This window comes from Clostridioides sp. ZZV15-6388 (assembly GCF_020657755.1).
In the GTDB taxonomy this organism is placed as follows: domain Bacteria; phylum Bacillota; class Clostridia; order Peptostreptococcales; family Peptostreptococcaceae; genus Clostridioides.
Window position 1 is genome coordinate 1 of the sequence record NZ_JAGWCU010000073.1, and the last position, 728, is coordinate 728.

General features: G+C 34.3%; 1 protein-coding gene and 1 pseudogene. Both read left to right on the forward strand.

Translation table 11 applies throughout. The features are described 5' to 3' along the window. Positions 1-346: pseudogene (locus tag KGF48_RS19745) on the forward strand (transketolase); the annotation flags it as partial. A 2-nt stretch (positions 347-348) separates the two neighbouring features. Next, a partial coding sequence (locus KGF48_RS19750; RefSeq protein WP_413894832.1) for a transketolase family protein occupies positions 349-728 on the forward strand: 380 nt, incomplete at its 3' end.

Here is a 728-nt window from a genome sequence, read left to right on the forward strand (position 1 = left end):
AATGACAGCATCACATTATAAATTAGATAACTTAATTGCATTTGTTGACTTAAATGGATTACAAATAGATGGTTCTAATGAAGAAGTAATGAATGTTAGTCCAGTAGATGACAAATTTAAATCTTTTGGATGGAATGTAATAGTAATAAATGGACATTGTTTTGATGAAATAGGAAATGCAATAGATGAAGCTAAAAAAGTTACAGGAAAACCAACAGTAATAATAGCGAAGACTGTAAAAGGTAAAGGTGTTTCATTTATGGAAAACAATGCTGCATGGCATGGAACAGCTCCAAATGCAGAACAAGCAGAACAAGCACTGAAAGATTTAGAAGGAGGTCTATAGGAATGGGAATAGCAACTAGAGAAGCTTACGGACAAGTATTAAAAGAACTTGCAGAAAATAAAGATATAGTAGTATTGGATGCAGACTTAGGAAAAGCTACAAAAAGTATATCATTTAAAGAAGTTGCCCCAGATAGATTTTTTGATATGGGGATAGCAGAAGGTGACATGATTGGTACAGCAGCAGGTCTTGCTACTTGTGGAAAGATACCTTTTGCAAGTACTTTTGCAATATTTGCAGCAGGTAGAGGCTATGAGCAAATAAGAAACTCTGTAGCATATCCAAACTTAAATGTTAAAATAGCAGCTACTCATGCAGGAGTAACAGTAGGAGAAGATGGAGGAAGTCATCAAGCTATAGAAGATATATCTTTAATGAGAGG